Below are 20306 nucleotides of genomic sequence, written 5' to 3'. Positions count from 1 at the left end.
TGCTTACTCCTACGATTGTATTCCCAGTATGGATGCAGTAGCGGACATTGCCAGCAATCACAATTGACCCACACCTGCCGTACCAACTACAACCTTCATGCATGAAAAACTTTTATATTCCTCTTCAATTACTGGTGGCACTATTTGTTACGAGTTGTAATTCGGATGAAGTTGCTTCGGAAAGAAGTGATCAACAGTCACGCCCCAACATCATTTTCCTCCTGACGGATGATCAGCGGGACAACACCTTTGCGGCCATGGGGCACCCTTTTGTCGACACTCCGAATGTGGATCGACTGCTGAGTAAATCGGTGCGCTTTAAGAACACCTACACGGCTGAGCCCGTCTGTTCACCCAGTCGCGTCTCTTTATTAGTGGGCATGCACGAACGGGTCCATGGAATCGGTTTCACCTCGGCCTATGATTTGACCGAAGAACAATGGGACCGCTCCTATCCTGCACTCTTGCAAGAGGCAGGCTACTTCACCGGCTTCGTCGGCAAGATTGGTATTGAGTACTATACCTGGAAGGGAAATGCAGGAGACAAATTTGATTATTGGTGGGGACATGACGGTTGGACCAAGTTCCTACCCAAGAACTTCGATAGCCAAAGCACCAACCCCTACCATAAAGCCAAGAAGAACATCATTACCGAGATCATGGGCGAAGCCCTGGGCGACTTTCTCGATAGCAGACCGGACGACAAGCCCTTCTGTCTGTCCGTTAGTCTCAATGTACCGCACGGATCACAAACCACCAGTATGTATCCTGATTTCGGTGACTGGAGAAAGATGGCGCGCCCGGCGAATGAAAACCCGGAGCTACAAGGAACACGCTTTTACGATGAGCTCTACCGGGATCTGGACATCGAGATTCCCGACGAAACCGCCACTGATCCGTATCAGTTCATCCCAAGGCATATGCTTGATCAGGACGAAGGCCGCAAGACATCCACTTACCAATACAACTACACACGCGAAACCAATACCGAGCACCACATCCGCTATTACCAAACCATCGCCGGATTAGACTATGTGATTGGAGAATTTGTTAAGGACCTGGAAGAGCGAGAGCTCATGGACAACACCATCATCATCTATGGAAGCGACCACGGACTGTTGATGGGTGAATATGGGATGGGAGGGAAATCACTTCTCTATGACTTGGCATCCAAGATTCCCTGTTTTGTTTACGACCCCCATGCACCAGCCTCCCAAAAGGGATCCACCAGTGACGAGCTAGTCTCCAGTTTGGATATCACCAGAACGATTCTGGATTACGCGGGCGTGAATGCGCTAGACTTCATGGACGGCACGAGCCTTCAACCACTCGTCCGAGGCGAAACAACCGAATGGCGAGAGGAGCTCTTCCTCGAAAGCCTTTACACGGGACGTGACAATCCCTTCCAGGAAGGCATCCGCATGGGCAAGTGGAAATACATCCGCATGTTTGAGGGTGTGAAGTGGGAATACAATGAAAGCCATGTCGATTTTGCCGGACGCGAGCCGGAATTTGAAATGCTCTTCGACCTGGAAGCGGATCCTGCGGAGCTAAATAATCTGGCGGGGAAGAAGGAAGTCGCTGGCATCTTAAACACACTGCGCGAGAAGTGCGCGGCCCAGTCCATCAAACTTAATGAAAAACGTGACGCATTTAAAAAAGTAGTAGCGACCACACCTCGAGAGAAAAGATAGCGCAGCGACGTTGACGAGTGCTACGCTGCCCAACTACAACCCATTCCAATGAACAAAGTCTTCTACCCTATTACCCTGATGGTTCTAGTCCTCAATTTTGGCTGTGCGGCCAAAGATGAACCCACCGCTACAAAAGGCCCACCCAACATCGTCTTAGTCATAGCCGATGACATGGGCTACTCCGACCTGGGTAGCTATGGAGGGGAGATCGAAACGCCGACCTTGGACAAGCTGGCTGACAATGGGGTGCGATTCACCAACTACTACGTGCACAATATGTGCTGGCCGACACGTGCAAGCCTGCTGACGAGCCTCTATCCGAAAACGGCACTGGCCGATGGATCAGCCGCCAACGGATTTCGTGACGACATCATCATGCTACCTCAGGCTTTGGCCGAAGTCGGCTACAAATCCTACATGTCCGGCAAATGGCACCTGTCAGATCCGGGACAACCGCATGGACCCAGCGCGCCACACAAACGCGGATTCGACCGCACCTACTCAACCTATTGGGGCACCACGGATTTCTTTGCTCCCGCTGACCTGAACGAAAATGGTGAAGACCGCACTGACGAGTGGAAGGACAATCCGGACTACTATCAGACCGATGCCATTACGGACTACTCACTCAAATTTTTAAAAGAACACCCGAAAGATGAACCCTTCTTTCTCTACGTTGCTTACAATGCAGCTCATTGGCCTCTGCATGCCAGGCCAGAAGATATCGAACATTACAAAGGCCGCTACGCTCAAGGTTGGGATCATTTTCGTGAAACACGTCATGCCAAAATGAAAGAACTGGGAGTCGTTGACCCTTCCTGGGAACTATCTCCACGTCATCCAGACGTGCCCGCCTGGGAAGAAGAAGAACACAAGGCCTGGCAGGAACGACGCATGGAAGTGTATGCCGCACAAATTTCCTGTATGGACCGAAACATCGGTCGCATCGTCCAACAATTGGAAGCATCCGGCGAGCTGGATAACACCATCTTTATTTACCAAAACGACAACGGTGGCTGTCATGTCGAGTATCCTCCTGACCGCACCGGCTCGTGGACTAAACCCTTTACAACTGATGGCCTCAACCGTCCTGTTCGTCCGGGGAATTTGCCACACATCATGCCAGGCGATCAATCCACCTGGCAAAGTTATGGTTATGGCTGGGCCAATGTTTCCAACACACCGTTCCGACTGTTTAAACAACACGACCATGAAGGCGGGACTAGGTCCCCACTCATTGTCAGCTGGCCGGATGGTCTTAACGAAAAACTCACTGGCAATGTGACAGGGGAAATCGTCCACGTGGTTGATATGATGCCTACTCTCCTCGATCTGGCTGGAGGCAATCCTGGTTCACGGGATGGGCTACTACCTTTCGAAGGGAAGTCTTTTGGATCCGTATTAACTGGAAACGGTAAGTGGGAACCGACCGAAGAACTTTACTGGCAACACAGCAAAGGAAAAGCTGCACGAATCGGTGATTGGAAACTGGTTTCCGAAAACAGAAAGCCCTGGGAACTGTATCAGATATCCAATGACGGAACTGAGCTCAACGATCTTGCCGCTGAGATGCCCGAGAAAGTAGCCGAACTGGAAGCGAAACATACGGCCTGGGATAAGCGCACCAATCTTTCAAAGAAGTAGCCTAATTTTTCCTATGCCCATGATACGCGTTACCCAAGGATTGCTTGTTGTCATAGCCTTTCTGGTGAGCGGGCATCTGGTCATCGGTCAGGAAAGGCGATCGGCTGAAACTGCGGCTCCCAACATCATCCTGCTACTTAGTGACGACCAAGGCTACGGTGATATTGGACGACACGGACACCCTTATTTGAAAACGCCACACTTTGATCGCCTGTATGACGAGTCGGTAAGGTTGACGGATTTTAGTGTCAGCCCCACTTGCGCTCCAACGCGGGCAGCACTCATGACGGGCATGCAGGAGTTCAATTCGGGAGTAACCCACACGCTACTTCCACGCCGCAACATGAACAACCAGGTCACAACCCTGCCACAACTGCTTTCAGATGCCGGATATAAAACCGGGATGTTTGGCAAATGGCACTTGGGACAACAAGATGGATATCGACCCGAGCAACGCGGTTTCGACGTCGCTCTGACCGTTCCGGAAGACAGTCAACGCTCTCATTACGATCCAGATCTATTGCTGAACGGTCAGCCTGAAAAATCCAAAGGCTATCGAACAGATATTTTCTACAACCGTGCAATGGATTGGATATCGGAAAACAAAGAAGATCCGTTCTTTTGTTACATCCCTACCTACAATGCACACAACCCGACCATCGTACCCGAGGAGTTCATCGCACCCTATAAGGGAAAGGTGGATGACAAAGCAGCTGAATACCTAGGAATGATATCCAATCTCGACTGGAACCTCGGCCGCCTCGTGGACCACCTGGATAATCTCAAGCTGGCAGAGTATACCCTGGTCATTTACATGAACGACAATGGCGGCACCTTCGGCGTGGATACCTACAACGCTGGAATGCGCGGGTGCAAAGGCACCATCTGGCGCGGTGGGACTCGGGCTTTCTCGTTTTGGCGCTGGCCGGGGCAACTAGAACCCAGAGACGAGAATTCTCTGACCGGCCACATTGATGTACTACCAACTTTGGTCGAACTGGCAGGGGGAAAACTGAGCGAAGCAGTGGTGGCACAAATTGAAGGGATCAGTTTGGCCGAACGACTCCGCCATCCGAAAACGTCATTACCCGACCGCATGCTCTTTCAGCATGTATCTCGCTGGAGCACAGGGCTGGCCGATCAACATAAGTATGTGAATGCAAGCATCCGTTGGAAAAGCTGGCACCTGCTGCGAAGCGGAACCGTCGATACGTGTGAAGGCGAATGCAGAGTCTACCGCAAAGCAATCAATGGCGAGCGCATGCTCTACACCGAAAATCAGGATATTCACTACGCACAGACTTCCACGAAGCAATGGTCACTCTTCAATTTGACTAATGATCCAAACGAGAGTCATGATCTGACAGATACAAATCCAGAAGTCGTTGATCGAATGTCCGTAGCGTATGATCGGTGGTGGGAGAAAGTTCGTCCTTCACTGATCAACGAGTAGTCACAACACTGTGTGTAAACGTCAGCCTTTCTCGTTGCCCTTATCCGATAGTTGAGGAATACTGGCTTTGTTAAGGTTTACCTCATGCAACTCCGCGGCCTAATTATTTTAATCTGTTTCCTTTGCTCAATGGCAACGGTTTCTAGTGGTCAATCTCGGCGTGGAGAAGGAGACAACCAACGATCGCGTATCGAGCAAAACTATCAACAGGACTATCGTCAGTCCGGTGGACGGCGTAGGCCGATGCCCTCGCGCGACGAATTTGCTACCTGGGAAATTGATCCGGCATTCGAGGATGATGTGTTTACATTTGTGCGCATTCAATATGACTCCTTTGGCTCCTTCGGTTGGTGGAGTCGTTGGGATAATGACTTCCCTGATGGCGACTGGAATTTCTCCTATCGCTTACAGGAAATGACCTCCCTCCAAGTAAACCCCATGAGCAAGGTCATGGAGCTCACTGATCCTGATCTTGTGAACTACCCTTTCGTCTACATGGCCGGTGTCGGAAAGATCACGATGAGCAAGCTGGAGCAGGAAGCCTTTCGCAAGTACCTGCTCAATGGAGGCTTTGTGATGATGGACGACTTCTGGTCCCAGGAATCGATCGACAATGTGATGATGGAAATGAAAGGCGTTTTTCCTGACATCGAACCCATCGAGCTTACCATAGATCACCCTATCTTTCATAACGTCTACGATCTGAAAGAACTGCCTCAAGTCGTCGATATCCGCACCTGGCGCGAAGGCTATCTCTACGAGCATCGTCACGGTTATTCGGGCGGCGACGAAGGCCCTCACTTCTGGGCCTACTTCGATGGCTACGGCCGCATGATGGCCCTGCTCTGCCACAACAACGACCTCGGCGACGGCTGGGAACGCGAAGGTGAAAACCACGAGTACTTCCTACGCTTCTCCGAAAAGATGTCTTACCCGATGGGGATCAACATCATTACCTATGCGCTGACGCATTGATGGGAAACCCATCTTATAGAAACCTCTCAGGGTTATCAATTTTCACCACACAGGTACTGACCGAGGAACAGGGATATTGACTCCTGTAATGTTGAAGGACTGAGTTGACTCTACAAGGGACGTGTTCTGCCACTGTTGATGTAGGCTCTCAATTGAGTCTTAAGTTCGGTGACCACTTCAGGATAGTTATCGAATACATCCATTGTCTCATAAGGATCCCGATCGATGTCGTATAATTGTCCAGAATCACTCATGTCGGGACGCCAGGGCGACATGGTTGTATGGCGTTCGACTTCAGGAGAGTAATGGTAAAACCCGCCAGAGCCTTTCGTATCGAGGATGAGTTTCCACTTATCTCGTCGAATCGAGAGGATGCCAGTGTAGGATTGTGTAATCATGGAGTCACGACCTGCATTGGATTCACCCAAAAGATTGGGCAACTGATTAAAACTATCTTCGCCTGCCCAATCAGGTAATGGTTTGTCGAATACAGCAGAGATAGTTGCCATGATATCAGTGAGGCTTACTAAACTATCATTCGTGGTTCCGGGTTTTATCTTTCCAGGCCAGCGAGCGATAAATGGAACACGCGTTCCTCCATCCCAGGCGTCGGTCTTGTATCCGCGGTAAGGTCCGGATGCATCGTGTCCTTCTAGCATGTCATCCCCTCGCGCGGCAAAGGGACCATTATCGGAGGTGTATACCATCAGTGTGTTATCCGTTTGCCCCAAAGAAGCCAGAGAGTCATTTATTCGGCCCAAGCTTTTGTTAACCCATAGAACTTTGTCCGCGCGACTCGATACGCCGCTCTTGCCTCGGAATTCTTTCGGGACGCTTACGGCTCCATGTGCTGCGTTTATGGGCAAGTATAGAAAGAACGGTTTTTTCTCATCGACTGCCCGTTCCATGAAGACAATGGCTTCACCGGCTGGCTTGCCGGCGCAGGCGTCAAACCAGGCGTATCCTACGGCCGCACCGATGAGTTTGGTTTCAAAGCGGTAGAAGACGTAGCCACCCCTCTCGATTTCCACGCCACCATCCTCCACCTTCTCGGCCTCGATCACGAGCGACTCACCTATTACCACAATGGAATCGAGCGCCGTTTGACCAATGTTCATGGTCATGTGATCAAAGACATCCTGTCGTGAGCTTCCGGCGGCGAACGCCCTGAAAAAAATCTAATGACAGAATTCTACCATGACATAGCGGGGAAGTATCCCGTCACCTCTTCAGTGAGCAATCAGACCTACGAGAGCAGAAAATCCAGTTACTTCCAGATTCCTGTCTTGAATACAAATTCGGTCTGCTTAGCCGCCACCTTGATCAGTAATTAAAAGGGTTCTGAAGTATAATTGGTGATTCCTGCCATATTCCTGCCAATCGAAGTGTTTACGGCAATCCTACACGCCACTCTTTGGCGAGTGGCACCCAAAGGGTAGTCAAAAAATGTCTATAACCCTGTAGTTTCCTATGGCCTATCTCCTTAATCCCCGCAAGATTTCCGAGCATTGAAGTATATTTCCTATGTCGAAACGCTTACTTATTCTAATTCTCAGTTGGGCAGCCTTCACGCAAAGCTTCGCTCAGGAAACATCGATGCCCCCCGGTACGATGCTGCTACCGGAATCGGCCCTTCCAGACTACGAGGCGAACATCGATCACGAGGCCTACATTCTTCAGACCAACAACCAGGTCATCAATCATGGTCGCCAGGTCTACGAACGGATCTGCCACACCTGTCATGGAGATATCAATTTGCCCGGATCCATCCCCAACTCCCTGCGATTTGGCGAAGGTGAGTTTCAACATGGGAATGATCCCTATACCATGTACCAGACCATCACCCGTGGCTGGCGACTGATGGCTCCCCAAGCGCAATTGGTTCCGCAGGACAAGTATGCAGTCATTCATTACATCCGTTCCCATTATCTGAAAGAGTATAATCCGGATCAACACTTCGAAGTGAACGATGCCTATTTGGAGACTTTACCCAAGGGGACTGAAATGGGCCCTAAGCCGCTAAAACACGAACCGTGGAAGGATATGGATTATGGCCCCTTTCTGACCGGCACCTACGAAATTGTGCCCGAGGAAACAGAGCCGTATCGCTGGCCCGAAGGTAAAGACACGCGTGGCTATGTTGCGCCCGATGCCAATATAGCCTACAAGGGGATTGCGGTTCGTTTGGACCCAGGTGAGGGTGGCGTATCCGCCGGAAATACCTGGCTGGCTTTTGAGCACGACACCATGCGCGTCGCTGGTATCTGGAAAGGCGAAGGATTTACCAATTGGCAAGGCATCAATCTGGATCATCAGCATTGGTATTGGCCCCGTACCTCGGGAAAGATCATTTACGAAACCGAAGACGCCCCCGGTTGGGCCAATCCAGCGACCGGTATGTTTGATGACGAACGCTTTATCGGATTGGACGGTCGGCGCTTTGGCCCCCTTCCACGCGACTGGACCCAATACAAGGGGCTCTATCGCCACGGGCAACGTATCGTAATTTCTTATACCGTTGGCGGATCTAAAATCCTTGAGAGTCATAAGCTAACCAAGTCCGAAGGCATTGCTCGCATTCTCAATATCGGCAAGTCAGACAAAGATCTCACCTTAAGACTATCCAATGGCGGTACATCCATGAAGGTTCAGGGTGGCAACAAAATCAAACTCGTTGACAAAGATGACTTCTTAACCGCAACCATCCCCGCCTCAGAAACACCCCTGAACGTGGCGTTTATTTCCGGTAATGGGTCCCTTGCTAGAGATGACCTCGATCTCGAACCACTTACCAAAGGCAGCCCGTCCGAATGGCAGCAAAGTATCTCTTCTCCCATCATTCGCGGAGAACAAGACGGGCCCTTTCAATGGGATAGCTTTGCGATCCCACGTGACAACCCTTGGAAGAGTTGGATGAGGACAACCGGTGTCGATTTTTCTGCTGACGGGAAAACTGCCTACCTTTGCACCTGGGATGGCGATGTCTGGAAAGTGGAAGGCATCGCCGATGACAAAGCAGTGAATGCAGAGTGGAAACGGATTGCAGCTGGGTTGTTCCAGCCGCTGGGTATCAAGCTTGTCGATGGAGAGATCTTTGTGACCTGCCGCAACCAGCTCGTTCGTCTGCATGACCTCAACGGCGATGGCGAAATGGACTACCACGAAGCTTTCAACTCTGATCATCAGGTGACTCAGCACTTTCATGAATTCGCCATGGGTCTGCAGGTCGATGAAGAAGGCAATTTTTACTACGCGAAAAGTGCGCGACATGCGCGACCTCCGCTCGTGGCTCATCATGGAACCTTACTTAAAATTACCGCGGACGGTTTGAAAACAGAAATTCTGGCAAAGGGCTTTCGCGCCGCCAATGGAGTCTGCCGCAATCCGGACGGCACTTTCTTTGTCACCGACCAGGAAGGTCACTGGAATCCGATGAACCGTATCAACTGGGTCGTTCCAGGTGACAACTTCTACGGCAATATGTGGGGCTATGGCGCCCCGGATGATACTTCCAATGAAGCCATGGAACAACCACTCACTTGGGTCGATAAAGGATTCGATCGTTCGCCGTCAGAGCTTCTGTGGATCGACAGCCCAAGCTGGGGTCCACTCAATGGCAAGCTGCTCAACCTCTCCTACGGTCATGGACGCTTGGAAATCGCTCCCTATGAAACCGTTAACGGACAAATGCAGGGCGGACTTTGTCGCCTACCGATTCCTGATTTTCCAACTGGGACTATGCGTGGGCGTTTCAACGCCGAAGACGGACATCTTTACCTAGCCGGCATGTCAGCTTGGGGAACGGCACAAATGCACCTGCCAGGTGGATTTTTTCGCGTGCGGGCAACTGGCAAACCATCCCACCTGCCTGTCCAAATGAATGCCTTTCCATCAGGTATTGATATTACTTTTTCTGATCCACTCTCGAAAGGATCCCTCAAAAATATTCAGGACGCAGTCGAGGTAGAAAGCTGGTCCTTACTGAGATCTGCCAACTACGGGTCAAAACATTACGATGAGAAGACCCACGCCGTAGAAGGCGCTAAGATTACCAATGGTGGCAAAACCCTTCGACTTTCGATTGATGACATGTCCCCAGTCTGGCAAATGTCCATTCGCTACAAACTGACGGGTAAGAATGGAGAGCCCATCGAAGGTGAGATTCAGAACACCATTCATAACCTGGGACAAGAGACCAACTGGAATTAAAATACTTACTATGGATTCTTGCTATTATAGGTAGAGCGGTTTCGCCGCAAACCGCCGCCTTCCGAACGGCTCGTGTTGGTGTCGTCACTTCGTTCCTCGAAACGACAATCGAGTCCTACCCATCCTGATAACAAACGACTACGAATCTCCAAACTACCAAATATTTTCTATTCTACATGAACGTACCCGAAGTTCAATTACTCATAGACGGATCATCCGTCCCCGCAACTAACAACGCCTCTTATGATCTTCCCTCACCCGCAACCGGTGAAATCATCGGCCGAGCTGCCAGTGCAACGATTGAAGACGTCAACAAAGCCGTAGCGAGTTCCAAGGAGGCGTTTATGAGCTGGTCCAAAAAAACAGCTTGGGAACGCGAAAAGATTATCCGTAAAGCAACAGCTCATGCGAAGACCAAAGCTGATCTGATTGGCCGCTACATGGCATTAGAACAAGGAAAGCCGCTCAACCAATCAGTCGGAGAAGCCACCGGCTCGTGCGACATGATTGACTACTATGCCGCGGAAGGGGTTCGTATCGAGGGAACCATCAATCCAACGGAAAAATCGAATTTCCGATCCTGGGTGACTTACCATCCCGTCGGGGTTTGTGCCGCCATAACCCCCTGGAATTACCCAGTCGCCTTGCTCGCCTGGAAACTAGGCCCTGCCTTAGCAGCTGGCTGCACCATTGTGGTGAAACCGACGCCGATCACTCCCATGTGCGCCACGGCGTTTTGTCATGCATTGACTGAAGGAGGGATTCCTCCAGGAGTCATTAATGTCATTACCGGGCCAAACGCCGAGTTAGGGGAAGCACTGGTCAAACACGCGGATGTTAAGAAGGTTGCGATGACTGGCTCTACCGCTGTCGGGAAAAAAATCCTCGAAGCCTGCGCTCCTGATTTAAAGAAAGTTTCGCTCGAACTGGGTGGTCACTGTCCCGCGGTCTTATGTGAGGATGCGGATGTAGATCTCGCCGCCCAAATCATAGCCTACAAGGGTTTCCGCAATTGTGGCTAATCCTGCAGCACCGTAAACCGGGTATACGTTCATGGCTCCGTGCATGATGCCCTGGCAGAAAAACTGAAAACACTCGGTGAAGCCATGACCATCGGTGATGGCATTACCGATCCAACAGTGGACAACGGGCCCATGTGCACACCAGAAGCACGAGCGCAAGTCGAAGCCCATGTAGCCGACGCGGTTGACAAAGGAGCTACACTCGTGAGTGGAGGGAAAGCCCCAGAAGGTGAATCCTATACCCAAGGAAATTATTACCTCCCTACCGTAATCACCGGAGCAACTTCTGAAATGCGGATGATGAATGAAGAGACCTTCGGACCCGTGGTCCCCCTCGTTCCCTTCGATGATCTGGAGGCTGCCATTGCCCAAGCTAATGACACTCCCTGGGGCCTGGCCGCCTACTTGTTCAGTCAGAATACGCGAAGTCGATTTTCTAAATATCGAAGTCAATCCTAACTCAGGATTTCCCACTCTATCCGACTGGCTGCTTGGATTGAAAGTTTACTTTCAGTCCCGGGAGGTTGGTATTTCGCCCCGCGCTATTCTGCGAGTAGCACGTGGAGTTAAAGCTCTTAAGTCCACCTTCCAAGAGTACAGCGGAGAACTGGACACTTTTGTGTGGGAGAGCAATTTCGGCACCTATATGCTTCTTCCGTATATTGCCCAACACTTTGGTTTCCGAGTGATTGCCTATCCCCATAATCTGGAATCTCTTGTGCCATCACAGTCATCTTTTTACTCTAAACGAACCTCTCCGGATTGGTTTGACGAGGAATTAGCCGCGCTTCGTGTGTGCGATGAAGTCCACGTTATTTCCAGAGAGGAACAATGGTTATTAAGGTTACATGACATCGATGCTCAGTACCACGCATATCAGCTACCTGAAGCCCTGAAACAGAGAACCTCTCGTATCCTAAACAAGCGCCAGCATTCTCAAAAGTGTCACTATCTAATATTCGGGAATGTATGGAATCACCCAACCAAAATGGGGACGATTGAATTGCTGAATTTTCTCTCTATAAGCCAAGTCCATGAGCTTCCATTTGTGGTCGCAGGACTTGGGACAGATACGATGGAAGAGCAATTCCGTTTCACGAACTTAGGTTTTAGAGGCCAGGTTGATTCCACAAAATTGGAAGCGTTGTTTGCGCAAGCAACTGGCGTGATCATCCACACCGTTCCAAGTACGGGCTCTTTAACCAAGATCCCTGAACTTCTGGCCTCCGGAATCCCAATCATCGCCAACGAGAACGCAGTTAGAACCTACTACAATCTCCCCAACCTGAGGGTTTATAGGAACTTCGAAGAGCTGGAAACAATCCTTCGAGAGTCTTCCCTCTCCATTGAGAGCAGCTCCACTGAGACGTCTGAATTGCTCCAGCGTCAGGCTACACACACAGGCGAAAAAGGGAATAGCTGAAAAGAAGCAGTTAACGGTTAGGTGAATTGACTTCAATGGATTGAGTCGATTTAAACGTCTGATAAGTAAGTAAAGATTCCAGAGACTTGGAATGATCTGATCACACATACCCTGATTCTTCTCATGAACAAACATACCTCACGTCGCACTTTTCTTAAGACCGCTGCCGCAGCTTCCGCTGCTATTGGCATGCCCACAATCATACCAGCCAGCGCTCTTGGCAAAAATGGCTCTGTTGCTCCAAGCAATCGCCTGGTCATGGGCGGAATTGGAATCGGCCCTAGAGGTCGGAAAGTGCTCTCTTGCTTTCTTCAGCAGCCTGACGTGCAGTTCATTGCCATTGCCGATGCTCAGGAAGAACGCCGGGAAATTGTCCGCCGTGTTGTAAATCGCGACTACGAAAACGAAGACTGCTACAAGACGCGCGACATGTTCGAGATTCTCGAGAACAAAGATATCGACATCGTACAGATCACCACGGGCGACCGTTGGCATACCTTGGGAACCATCCTGGCAGCCAAAGCAGGTAAAGACGTCTATTGCGAGAAGCCCTGCAGCATGAACATCAAGGAAAGTCAGGAGCTGGCCGATGCGGTGAACAAATATGAACGTGTATTCCAATCAGGCACTCAGCGCCGCAACGTCAATAATTTCAAATTTGCAGCCCATCTGGCCTTGAGTGGCAAACTCGGCAATGTGCATACCGTGCACGCTGGTATTCTGAAGCTAAAGCCCGACGAAGAATGGCTGCCAGAAGAACCTCAACCGGACAAAGAGGAATGTGATTGGGATCTCTGGCTCGGACCCGCCCCGTGGCGCCCCTACAATAAGAAGTATGTGCAAGGCCGTTGGCGCGGCCACTACGATTTCCACGGTGGCGCCGGATTACCGGAGTGGGGTTCCCACACACTTGACTTATGCCAATGGGGAGCGAATGCCGACAATACGATGCCCATCGAGTATGAATACGAAGGCGACACCATTCATGGTAAATACAACAACGGGGTGAAACTCGTCATGCGTCTCTCCGGTTTCAAAGGCGAAGGAGACTGGAAAGTCCCGGGAACCTGCCCTGTAAAGTTCGAAGGTGACGAAGGTTGGGTCGAAGTCGGAGACCATGGTAACATCGTAACCAGCTCAGAGTCCCTGAAAGAAGGCGCACCCACTGAGGAAATGTTTGGCACCGACCCGATCAAGCATGTGCGAGATTTTCTGGATTGCGTAAAGACGCGCGAAAAACCTGCCTGTAATCAAGATATTACAAGACGAGGTCACATTGCCTGCCATGCTGCCGCTATTGGTTGGCAGCTCGGCAGAAAAGTTGAATTTGATCCCGTTAAGGAAAAGTTTATTGGTGACAAGGAAGCCCAAAAGATGGCCAACCGCGTTCGCCGCAAACCCTGGAGACCCAATCTAAAAAAACTTCCAGCTGTTTGATCAACCCCTGGTTCGACTAGGCACTAGTGCAGAGGAACATAATTGAGGATGCTTTATAGATCGCATTAGCGCCCTCATTCCCTGAAGTCTGGATAAGGGCCTGAATGAGTAAATTGGACTCGATGGACCTAAGCTCATCAGATCATAAAAACTCCAAGTATCATGTCTTATAATACGACAAGGCATCTATTCTTTTTTCTGTGTCTGCTTTGCCCCTAAATGCCTGTGCTAGCTCAAAGTACGGTAGCACCGATTGTTCGCACCATAGATTTGAACCTGGGAGAATCAGCAATAGTTGAATTGAGGGATGGTAGCTCAGCACAAATAAAACTCCTGGAACTGACCGAGCATACTAACTCACTACGTGGAGCTATTCGAACAGCTGTGGTGAAAGTTGAGGTGAACGGTCGTGTCGTCGAATTGTCTTCGGGGAATTATAATTTACCAAAATGGGTGGGAGGCGTTCAAATCGACTGCCCGATTACAGGAGGCTACCTCACCAGCAGTCACCGCGACAGGTGGGCCCTTAAGAAAGAGGCACGCCTACGCTTCTGGCCGGCAGACTCACCGTTAATTGATCCTACTACTTTTACCTACCCGGTTAAATAACGCTGGTTTGCTACCTACACCCAAATGTCGAATGAACCCACCTATGTGGATGGCGGTGAAGACCCAAAACGCAAAGCGATCTACTACCACAACGATCTGGATTTTGGCGGAGCTGAAGGAATGGTCGAAGTCGTAGCCGCAACCGATGGGCTGGTCGTTTCAAGTGGTAAGGACGTCTTGGCTGGGCATGAAGATTCGCCGGTGAGCGAACGCTACGATGTGGTTTACATATTGGATGATCGCGGATGGTACTACCGTTACAGTCATCTCTTCAGTATTGATGAATCCATCAAGATTGGCACACGCGTTCAGATGGGACAAAACATCGGAATTCTGGGGAAAGAAGGCGGCAGCGGTGGCTGGTCTCACTTGCATTTTGGTATCTATAGTCGCCAGCCATCCGGTGATTGGGGAACTCAAGATGTCTACGGCTTTGTCTGGGAGGCCTACGTGCATAAGCACAATCCAGCACTCCTCGCAGTGGCTCGTCCACACCGCTTCAAGGCAGTGGGTGAAACAGCCGTGCTCGATGGATCCAAGTCATGGAGTGCCTCTGACAGTATCTCTTCCTATAAGTGGATAATTACCGATGGAAGTGAAGCTGTCGGTCCAAAATCGAATCGAACTTACAACAAACCAGGCATGTATACTGAGACTTTGCGCATCGAAGACTCGTTGGGAAATGTGGCATACGACTTTGCCGTGGTCCAAGTGAGTGATCCCGATAGACCCGACGAGCGAGCTCCATCTATCCACCCCGTTTATTATCCAACTACAGATATTCATGCAGGTGATAAAGTCACATTCAAAGTGCGCACCTTTAACACTACGGACGGCTATGAAACCTGGGATTTCAACGACGGATCTGATCCGGTGACAGTGCACTCCGATGGCAACATCCGGAAACTCGCAAAAAATGGATACGCCGTGACCGAACATCGTTTTGAAAAGGCAAGTACGTATATTGTAGGAGTAGAACGAACCAATAACCGAGGAGAAAGCGCTATCGGCCGATTGGCCGTCCATGTGGAATGAATTGAGTAGCTGGCTTATTTGATTGGCATTCTGAAAATGCCACTTTAAATCAGTTTCTCTATCCAAGATTTTACTCTATGAATAATTCTCATTTAAGAAGCCTTTTGGTTTTCTGCCTTCTCCTCTCATCGGTATTCAGCCCCATTGCAATCCAGGCGGAGCATCATCAACCCAATATCATTTTCATCCTGGTCGATGATCTCGGCTGGGGAGATCTGGGCGTATTCTATCAAAATCAACGAAAGCAAGGCCGGAAGCATGCCACACCGAACCTCGATCAGTTTGCAGCCGAAGGCATGCAACTACGCCAGCACTATTGCGCCGCTCCGGTCTGCGCTCCTTCTCGTGCATCCCTTCTCTCCGGACGACATCAGGGACATGAACCGATTCGGGATAACCAATTCGACAAAGCCTTAGCCGACTCTCACAACCTTGGTACCGTGCTCAAACAAGCGGGCTACAGGACAGCCATGGTTGGTAAATATGGACTCCCCGGTGGTGACCGAGAACTATACGACATGGATCAGTGGGTAGCCTATCCTACCTTACGCGGTTTCGATGAGTTTTTCGGTTATGTTAAACACCGGGACGGGCACACCCAATATCCTGGCAATGATTATCCTCGTGGCGATTCCGAGCTACACCGCACTGGGAAACCGGTATTCCACAATGAGTACCGTCTGGATGATGAATTGGCAGGCTCCTACACTACAGATCTGTTTACCGCCTTTGCCAAGAAATGGATGGTTGATCACCAACGAGTGAATCCAGAACAACCGTTCTTTTTGTATCTGTCTCACAGTACTCCACACGCGGCCTTACACGTTCCTTCGACACCTTATCCCAAAGGTGGAGGCATCAACGGTGGAGTACAATGGCTTGGCGAAGCCGGTCAGATGATCAATACAGCGGAAGGCGAAATCGACTCTTGGATTCATCCGGACTATGCCAACACGGATTGGACGGAGCAGGAACAACGCTTTGCCACCATGGTTCGGCGGATCGACTCCTCAATAGCTGATGTTATTCAAACATTGAAAGATCTGGAAATCGACCGCGAGACAATGGTTGTCTTTACCAGCGACAATGGTCCGCACCGGGAAAGCTACATCGAGGGGCTCACATACAATGCCAGCTCGTTCGACTCGTTTGGACCCTTCCACGGAATTAAACGTGATGTATTGGAAGGAGGGATACGCATGCCGACCTTGGCTCGCTGGCCCGGCAGCATTCCAGCACAATCGATCAACTCAACTCCATCTCAGTTTCACGACTGGCTACCTACCCTAAGCTCAGTAGCTGGATTAGTAGCCCCTGCCATCTCCGATGGGGTTTCCCTTCTACCCTACTTAACTGGACAAGGTCACGCTCGTGAAAGCACTATTTACGTCGAGTATGTCAACACCCGCAACACACCCGCTTATGCAGAATTCGACCTCCACCATCAGGCCCGGATCCGCCAGCAAATGCAGGTTGTATTCGTAGATGGATACAAGGGCATACGCACGGGCATTCAGGAGCACGATGACGACTTTTTGATCTTCGATGTAGACAATGATCTTCGCGAAAGCATGGACCTCTCCGGCACCAATGATTATTTCACCAAGCTTCAACAACGCATGAAGGACCGGGTACTGCAAATCCGCAGGCCGAACGAAAGTGCTCCTCGCCCCTATGATGATGCTCCCATTCCCGGAATCGAGACAGATCGCAATCCTCAGCGTGTGGGATGGAAAGTCTATCAAGGCCCCTTTAGTTGGGTGCCTCAAACCTTTGGCCTCGAAGAAGTAGAAAGCGGCACCTCAACAAAAGTAGATGTCTCCAAATTGGATATTGAAGCAGGAGGAGCTGCCGAATTCAAAGGCCTGCTAACCATTGAATCACCGGGAGACTACCTTTTCAAAGTAGACTCGGACGGAGGCGCAATCCTCCGTCTTCACGATGCCGTGTTGGTCGACAACGAATCCGTCATCGATGGCAAACGAGCAACTCAAGGAAAGGCCCTTTTAGAACAAGGAGTTCATCCTTACACCTTGACCTACCTGCGAGGCTCTGACCGGGAAGCCAAGTTATCCTTTTCTTATTCGAAGTAAACGAAGTGCCAACGCTCTTCGGGCAACTTGCCTCCAAGCAACGCTTTTAGGGTAAGAAAGGAAACAGTCGTTTAATCGCATCAGCATCCAAGGGTGAGCCGTATTCACAGCCCTCAAAGGACTCTGCGTATTGAACGGCCTTCCCATGGCCTTCACCGTAGAACTTAACCAGGCAATCGCGTTCCTCCTCCCCCACTTGACTGAAGATGAGAGCAAACTCCCGAAGCTTTGCCAACCGCTCTTCAGGATCGTCGGGCATGCCACCCTTAAGCTGCCCAACCCAAGGCAGCCACTCATAGACCTGCGATTCATGGCAGTGCAGCATTTGCACTTTCGTTTCCACCACCGCATCGATATCCACTGCCACATCGGGCTTGAAAGGGATGGGCTTCTGGAAGTCATCTGACATATAAGCAATGACTGGCATTTTTCGCAGTGGTGGAACATCGGGACAAATATTTGGCACACCCACTAAGAAAGAACAGTCCTGAACCAGCTGCGACGTATACCGGTGGTCTGGGTGGTAGTCGTTGGGTCGGTGAGTTAAAATCAAATCAGGAGCGAACTCACGGATCAAACTCATGAGCGAATTCCGCTCTTCAAGGCCCGGCATCAATTGACCATCTGGGTTGTCCATTACTTCATATTCGATCCCGGCAACTTGCCCTGCGGCTTTTGCTTCCGCACGCCTCCGCTCAACGAGTGGTTCGCCCGACATTTCATGGTGCCCCCCTTCCCCATTGGTGACTGATGCAAACTTTACGGCACAGCCCGCCTGCGCCCACAAGGCTGCAGATCCACCGGCTTTTTCATCGCAATCATCAGGGTGGGCGCCAAGCGCCAGAATTCTGGTTGTATTCATAGTCACCAAGAATCTGCCCACCAGAGTTCCTTTATTCCAGAATTATCGACTGCTTATTATTAATTAACCTTTCACCCTTAATAGGAGCAACTTTTCAAAACTACCTTGCCGGCAGGCAAAGTATAAGATTCGTAAAGTGCAGAGCCTCGTCCCAGCTTACTTCAGATGCTTTCACCAGAAATAGGCGTCGCACCAATGTAATAAAATTAAAAGGACCCTAAGATTTCTACAACCTGTATCCACTCCAAGCATGGGACAAGATGAAACTTCATAGCTGGCAAGGAACCATTTTTCAGGTCAAATAGTAAACCCGAACAACTTACCACGGTGCTCTTGATCTAAGTCAGTCCTCCTGGATTACGATACCATCGAACTTTTCCTCATTAAATTCCACCTCTTCTAACAGGGCGACTTTATTTGACCGTTCGACAATGTATCTAGGCATCTGATTGAACCCTTCGGCAGTAAGATCATATTGAGCATCATAGTTTGAGCCATAGATTCCCATAGCACCCAATATGGTGTGACTAAGGTTGTCATGTGAGATGGGAATCAATGCTCGTGAACTTAATCGAGATACTTCATCCGGATACTTTTCCGCGTAGGCATTATTGAATACGACAAAGAATGGGACATCTATCTCGAATCGAGTTAGGAAATTCCTAGTTCCATGATCGTAAAACCCGTCTCTATAATCATTTAAATATTCCCCATGATCGGGCATATATAAAAGTATCGCTGGATGCCCCAGGTTCATCATTCTTGTTACAATCTCACCCAAGACTTTGTCAGTGTAACGGATACTATTTAAATACTCTTCCATGTGGGTATCAGGCTTAAAAAATTCCTCAGATTTTGGATACCTACTTGAATACCTGAAGTGGCTACCTGCAAAATGCAGGATGATTAAACGACTGTTCTGGGATGGATTCTGAATCTCTTCATCAAAATAGGGAACCAAATCCATATCATAGCTTTTCTTGAGCTCTGTTAATTATACTAGACGCTTTGCATCCTCCATATAAGCAGAGATGAAACTATCGTGAAATCCCTTTCGGTTTTGATTAGAAATCAAGATCGATTCACGCCCTGCAGCTTTGATCACTTTTAATATACTTGGCTTGCTGGAGAAGTCCTCAACCCTCTGAGTGGGAGAAGTCGACAATATCGAAGGAACGGATACTCGCGTGTAGCTAGCAGCGGCTACCACATCCTCGTACAAAACAAAATTGCTCGGATGCTCGTGTGAAAATTCATCGAAGAAGGGTGTGGTCTCGACCCCAGATGTATAAAGCCCGAGTTTGTCCTTCCGAGCGCTCTCTCCCAAAGCAAAAATAACCAAGACCTTATTTTCTTTTATGAGATCTCCGTCAAACTCGTAACTTAGCTTTTGGTATTTCTTAACCTTACGGTGAACCTCATCGTAATACCGATAAAATAGAGAGGCCTCTTTGAGAGGGTAAAATTTGGCAATATTATGTTGAGAATTAAAAAATAAACAACTCGCAGCAAGACCCCAAAAAAACAAACAAGGTACTGCGTAATTAATTTTTAACCACGCAGGTACTAAACGCTTTCTCTTAAAGAAAAATAACAAGCATGCTCCTATGAATAAGACCACTACTAGTATAATCTTCGATGCGAGTGGAGATTTAAGGAACTCCGCAAGTTCGCCTGAATGCGTATCAAGAATTGAAGCAAACACATGATAGTCCATTTCCGCACCAGTCAGAAGAAAGTATATGGAAACCAGAAGAGAGGGGATTACTCCTAGAGCGCAGATTCCAAAAACGAAACGCGGAAATTTATTGGCAACCAAGTGGAGGAAAGCCAAATAAAATGAGAAATAC

16 protein-coding genes are annotated in these 20306 nt (G+C 49.6%); 12 read left to right on the top strand and 4 right to left on the bottom strand.

The window, feature by feature from the left end:
- Positions 1 to 101: 101 nt before the first annotated feature.
- The 4 genes from GA003_00690 to GA003_00675 all read left to right on the top strand — a co-directional run bounded on the left by GA003_00690 (position 102) and on the right by GA003_00675 (position 5766).
- The gene (locus GA003_00690) at positions 102 to 1694 is read left to right on the top strand and encodes a sulfatase-like hydrolase/transferase (GenBank protein ID QXD28534.1); all 1593 of its coding nucleotides are present in this window, start codon (positions 102 to 104) and stop codon (positions 1692 to 1694) included.
- Between the two features lie 48 nt (positions 1695 to 1742).
- Positions 1743 to 3338 (top strand): arylsulfatase, encoded by a 1596-nt coding sequence (locus GA003_00685; protein ID QXD28533.1) that lies wholly within the window; start codon positions 1743 to 1745, stop codon positions 3336 to 3338.
- Between the two features lie 19 nt (positions 3339 to 3357).
- Positions 3358 to 4791, top strand: coding sequence for an arylsulfatase (locus tag GA003_00680; protein QXD28532.1), 1434 nt, complete (start codon positions 3358 to 3360; stop codon positions 4789 to 4791).
- A 129-nt stretch (positions 4792 to 4920) separates the two neighbouring features.
- Positions 4921 to 5766: a DUF4159 domain-containing protein gene (locus GA003_00675; protein QXD28531.1), complete on the top strand. Its 846-nt coding sequence runs from the start codon at positions 4921 to 4923 to the stop codon at positions 5764 to 5766.
- Positions 5767 to 5876: 110 nt separating this feature from the next.
- Here the strand turns inward: GA003_00675 and GA003_00670 are convergent, their stop codons facing one another.
- Positions 5877 to 6884, bottom strand: a complete 1008-nt coding sequence (locus GA003_00670) for a sulfatase-like hydrolase/transferase (GenBank protein QXD28530.1) — start codon at positions 6882 to 6884, stop codon at positions 5877 to 5879.
- A gap of 406 nt (positions 6885 to 7290) precedes the next feature.
- Here GA003_00670 and GA003_00665 point away from each other — a divergent pair, with 406 nt between their 5' ends.
- From GA003_00665 to GA003_00630, 8 genes are all read left to right on the top strand, one after another.
- Entirely contained in the window at positions 7291 to 9975 is a 2685-nt protein-coding gene (locus GA003_00665; protein ID QXD28529.1) for a c-type cytochrome, read from the top strand.
- Between the two features lie 176 nt (positions 9976 to 10151).
- On the top strand, positions 10152 to 10997 hold the full coding sequence (locus GA003_00660; protein ID QXD28528.1) for an aldehyde dehydrogenase family protein: 846 nt from the start codon (positions 10152 to 10154) through the stop codon (positions 10995 to 10997).
- A 39-nt stretch (positions 10998 to 11036) separates the two neighbouring features.
- Complete coding sequence (locus GA003_00655) at positions 11037 to 11456, top strand: aldehyde dehydrogenase family protein (GenBank protein ID QXD28527.1); 420 nt, start codon at positions 11037 to 11039, stop codon at positions 11454 to 11456.
- Positions 11374 to 12420 carry a hypothetical protein gene (locus tag GA003_00650; protein ID QXD28526.1) on the top strand — a complete coding sequence of 349 codons (1047 nt, stop codon included), beginning with the start codon at positions 11374 to 11376 and terminating at the stop codon, positions 12418 to 12420. The genes GA003_00655 and GA003_00650 overlap by 83 nt, the downstream gene beginning before the upstream one ends.
- A 123-nt stretch (positions 12421 to 12543) precedes the next feature.
- Positions 12544 to 13857: a Gfo/Idh/MocA family oxidoreductase gene (locus GA003_00645; protein QXD28525.1), complete on the top strand. Its 1314-nt coding sequence runs from the start codon at positions 12544 to 12546 to the stop codon at positions 13855 to 13857.
- 219 nt (positions 13858 to 14076) lie between these two features.
- Positions 14077 to 14466 (top strand): hypothetical protein, encoded by a 390-nt coding sequence (locus GA003_00640; protein ID QXD28524.1) that lies wholly within the window; start codon positions 14077 to 14079, stop codon positions 14464 to 14466.
- A 24-nt stretch (positions 14467 to 14490) separates the two neighbouring features.
- The gene (locus tag GA003_00635; protein QXD28523.1) at positions 14491 to 15501 is read left to right on the top strand and encodes a peptidoglycan DD-metalloendopeptidase family protein; all 1011 of its coding nucleotides are present in this window, start codon (positions 14491 to 14493) and stop codon (positions 15499 to 15501) included.
- Between the two features lie 77 nt (positions 15502 to 15578).
- The gene (locus GA003_00630) at positions 15579 to 17594 is read left to right on the top strand and encodes a sulfatase-like hydrolase/transferase (protein ID QXD28522.1); all 2016 of its coding nucleotides are present in this window, start codon (positions 15579 to 15581) and stop codon (positions 17592 to 17594) included.
- 46 nt (positions 17595 to 17640) lie between these two features.
- Here the strand turns inward: GA003_00630 and GA003_00625 are convergent, their stop codons facing one another.
- The 3 genes from GA003_00625 to GA003_00615 all read right to left on the bottom strand — a co-directional run bounded on the left by GA003_00625 (position 17641) and on the right by GA003_00615 (position 19798).
- Positions 17641 to 18462, bottom strand: a complete 822-nt coding sequence (locus GA003_00625; GenBank protein ID QXD30303.1) for a PIG-L family deacetylase — start codon at positions 18460 to 18462, stop codon at positions 17641 to 17643.
- A gap of 337 nt (positions 18463 to 18799) precedes the next feature.
- Positions 18800 to 19423, bottom strand: a complete 624-nt coding sequence (locus tag GA003_00620) for a sulfatase-like hydrolase/transferase (GenBank protein QXD28521.1) — start codon at positions 19421 to 19423, stop codon at positions 18800 to 18802.
- Positions 19424 to 19450: 27 nt separating this feature from the next.
- Entirely contained in the window at positions 19451 to 19798 is a 348-nt protein-coding gene (locus GA003_00615) for a sulfatase-like hydrolase/transferase (GenBank protein QXD28520.1), read from the bottom strand.
- Between the last annotated feature and the right edge of the window lie 508 nt (positions 19799 to 20306).

It is taken from the genome of Opitutia bacterium ISCC 52 (assembly GCA_014529675.2).
Taxonomy (GTDB): Bacteria; Verrucomicrobiota; Verrucomicrobiia; order Opitutales; family UBA2995; genus UBA2995.
The sequence above is the reverse complement of the archived record's forward strand: the minus strand, read 5'-3'. Positions and strand labels throughout refer to the sequence as shown.